The organism is Herminiimonas contaminans, from assembly GCF_015645465.1.
GTDB lineage: Bacteria > Pseudomonadota > Gammaproteobacteria > Burkholderiales > Burkholderiaceae_D > Oxalicibacterium > Oxalicibacterium contaminans.
The window spans coordinates 1-3,117 of sequence record NZ_JADOEL010000042.1; the positions used below are offsets into that span (position 1 = coordinate 1).

Sequence of the window (3,117 nt, forward strand, 5' to 3'; positions counted from 1 at the left end):
GATGCCTCCGGTGACGTGGAAGCAGGCGGCCAATCAGTTTGCCATTCTGTTCGGCGAACGCTTCACCAACGCATTGCACTAGAATTTTTTAACCGACCTTCACACACAGAATTTCTGACACTACCCGCCGTTGCCAGCATTGACGATGACTCTGCCACTACCGCTAGCGGTTCCTGCACCACTATCATTCGCCGATAAAACGATGGCGCCATGATTCGTGGCAAGCAGCGCATTTACGACGATGTTGTTACCCGCCTGTGCCGTCAGTCCTATATCAGGCATATCAATATTGACCACACCATCGAAAGTTATATTTCGCTTAGCCTGTAAAATAACACTTGCACCCGGAACTACTCCAGACGCCATCGATATGGTTGCGCCATATATTTGAGTAACATCATTTGCATTAGCTGAAAAAGCAGACACATCACTCAATTCGGTTCCCGGGTTATTTTGAGGATCAAAAGGAATGACAACAATATCCAGGGGATCGAGTAACCACTGACCACTTGTACCTTTGGATGCGCTGGCATTCACACGTATGCCCGCCACATCAAGGAAGTTACCCGACGTTTCAATAAACCCGCCATTGCCTGAAGCCGCACCACCACGCGCGTAGATCGAACCATGAACCTGTGCGGTCTGGTTACCCCAGACTATGACCTTGCCGCCATCACCACTCGTGATCGCGTCTGCTTTGATGACCGCATCCTTGCCGACAAAAGTTTGCTCGGCATTCATCACCGCAGCATTTTTACCCTGGTAGTCACCACCGATCAGCGCTGTCCCGCCGCCGGTCTGACCGCTGACATCAACTAATGCGTCACCCATCAGGCCAACTTTTTCACCGAGCACCTGCACTTCGCCGCCTTTGCCCTCACTAGTTGCACTCGTCACGCTACCGGCTTCCAGCAAAGTCGTACCGCTGGCCTTCAGGATAATCTTGCCGTTCTCACCAACCACCGCGCTGTTCGTCTTCAACTTGCCGCGCTGATTAATCAGAGCACCGTAGATACCAATCTTGCCGCCTTGCGCAATGACTTCACCAAGATTCAACGCACGATCCGTCGGAGCTGACACCACCACCTGCATATCGGGATTGGTCGAATCGGCCAATTGCACGCTGCGTCCAGCTGCCAGCACCACATCGCCTTTAGGGGAAGTGATGACACCGCTATTGCTCACATCCGGGGCGATCAGATAAACCTGTCCGCCAGTAGGTGTGGTAATCGCGCCGAGATTGCTCACCGCTCCGGCAACATCGCCTGCGGTGAATTTGTTCTTGCCAGCGAGGAAGTCGCTATTCGAAATCGCCAACGTCGATGCCACCAGGCCTGCGACGTTCACTTGCGAGCCGGCACCAAACATAATGCCGTTCGGATTGATCAGGAACACACGACCATTGGACTCCAGCGCACCCATGATGCGGCTCGGGTCCTGACCAGTAATGCGGTTCAGCACACTGCTGCTACTGTTTTGCTGGATAAAGCGCACCATCTCACCAGCGCTGATGGAGAAGCTGCTCCAGTTAATAATCGCGTTCGGGCTATTCGTAATCGTGAAGACATTACCTTGCTGCGAGAACGTAACCTGTCCATTCACGACCGTCGGATTGGAAGGATTTGCCAGTGCACTACCAACGCCTGCAGCACCAAGACATGCAGCCAACAGCGGAGGTAAGAACGCGCAACGCACAGACCAGGCGAGGGTGGCGGATTTATTCAAAGCCATATTTATAGAGTTCTTCATCATGGCACCTTAGAAAGACAAGGCTAGACGGGCGTGTACACGGTTGTCACCGCTGCGGGTAACGGTCATCGGCGAATCCCGCAACACATGACCGACATCAACCTGGAAGTTCACGTCATTACCTAGCTGCAAGCGTAGACCTAAACCGACGCTATTGATAGAAATTGTGCTGAACTCGCCTGGCAAGGCGTGATTACGTGTCAGATAGGCATGATCGTAAAAGGCCAGGGCGCGGCATGACCACTTGCTGTTGCTGCATAATGGCGCGGTATACACCTCAAAGTTACCAGTGATGCCGGAATCATTCGCCACTTCACGTTCGAGGAAACCACGTACCGAAGCAGAACCACCCGCACCAAATTGCTCACCCGGGATCAGGGCGTCCTTAGTGTACTGACCATTAATAATCGCGCGCGCCAGCCATTGCTCCGGCAAAGCCTGCGTCAAACTCGCACCTACGCGCAGAGCCGTGTAATTCGCCTTCGCATCAAAACGCACCTTATCGAAATCACTTTGATGACCATTCGTACCGCCGGAAATGTTATGCAGCAGAGTCGTCACAAAACCGAATGAACCGTTAGCCAACGCCCAGTCGCCCTGATAGCCGATGCTAAGCGGGCGCACTGTGATATCGGCACCCAGTTCAACGCCGAGCAACTGCATGCTGTTCTTGTATTCCTTCAAGTCGATGCCGTACATCAGCTTGGACTCGTAATTACCGACCGTTGCCAGATTCTGGTTATAGCGCGCACCGTACATCGAACCCTTGCCGCTCACCGCAATATCAAAAATGCCAGCCGTCACCGTACCTGCATTCACATCTGAATAACTCGCATAGAAATCCATCGAGTCACCCAGCGCATACAGCGGGACGTGATAGCCAATGCCATACACACCGACACGGCTAGGTTCTTCCAGCGTAGTCGTGTACTGCAAACTCATCACATGATCGAGGCCAAACATATTTGCGTTCTGCAGCACGACACCAGCACGGGTACGACCAGTAGACGGCACGCCGGTGTTGTCCAAGCTCACTGTCGTACGCCAGATCGACTCGTCAACAACCGCCAACGTTGCTTCGACTTCATCATCCTGCTCGGTCGACTTCATCCGCATCGTCACCTTCTTGGCCGGATTCTCATTCGCCAGCTTCAGGCTCTTGGATACCGCTTTAAGATCAGGTGTTTGTCCCTCTTGCAGCGCAGGCAGGGAACGGCGGATATTCGCATCATCGAAATGGCTGGTAATCCCCCCGGAAAAGAAGTGAATTTGAAAGTAGAATTTTCTCCAATCGAAATTGAGGAAGTTTTACATGAAGAAGTCGCGTTTTTCGGAAAGCCAGATTATTGCCATCCTTAAGCAAGCAGA

The 3,117-nt window shown here is 52.6% G+C and carries 3 protein-coding genes; 1 reads left to right on the plus strand and 2 read right to left on the minus strand.

The window, feature by feature from the left end; genetic code table 11:
• Window positions 1-120: 120 nt before the first annotated feature.
• Both IXC47_RS19195 and IXC47_RS19200 read right to left on the minus strand, forming a co-directional pair.
• A complete protein-coding gene (locus tag IXC47_RS19195) occupies window positions 121-1,749 on the minus strand; it encodes a filamentous hemagglutinin N-terminal domain-containing protein (protein ID WP_195876758.1) in 1,629 nt (542 codons plus the stop codon).
• A 9-nt stretch (window positions 1,750-1,758) separates the two neighbouring features.
• Entirely contained in the window at window positions 1,759-2,859 is a 1,101-nt protein-coding gene (locus tag IXC47_RS19200; RefSeq protein ID WP_230089674.1) for a ShlB/FhaC/HecB family hemolysin secretion/activation protein, read from the minus strand.
• A 75-nt stretch (window positions 2,860-2,934) separates the two neighbouring features.
• Between IXC47_RS19200 and IXC47_RS19455 the strand changes: the two genes are divergently transcribed.
• Window positions 2,935-3,108, plus strand: a complete 174-nt coding sequence (locus IXC47_RS19455; RefSeq protein ID WP_230089675.1) for a hypothetical protein — start codon at window positions 2,935-2,937, stop codon at window positions 3,106-3,108.
• The last annotated feature ends 9 nt before the right edge of the window (window positions 3,109-3,117 follow it).

Excerpts from the sequence above, each read along its gene's own strand:
- IXC47_RS19195 (WP_195876758.1), bottom strand. The coding sequence starts at position 1,749 with ATGAAGAACTCTATAAATATGGCTTTGAATAAATCCGCCACCCTCGCC.
- IXC47_RS19200 (WP_230089674.1), bottom strand. The coding sequence starts at position 2,859 with ATGAAGTCGACCGAGCAGGATGATGAAGTCGAAGCAACGTTGGCGGTT.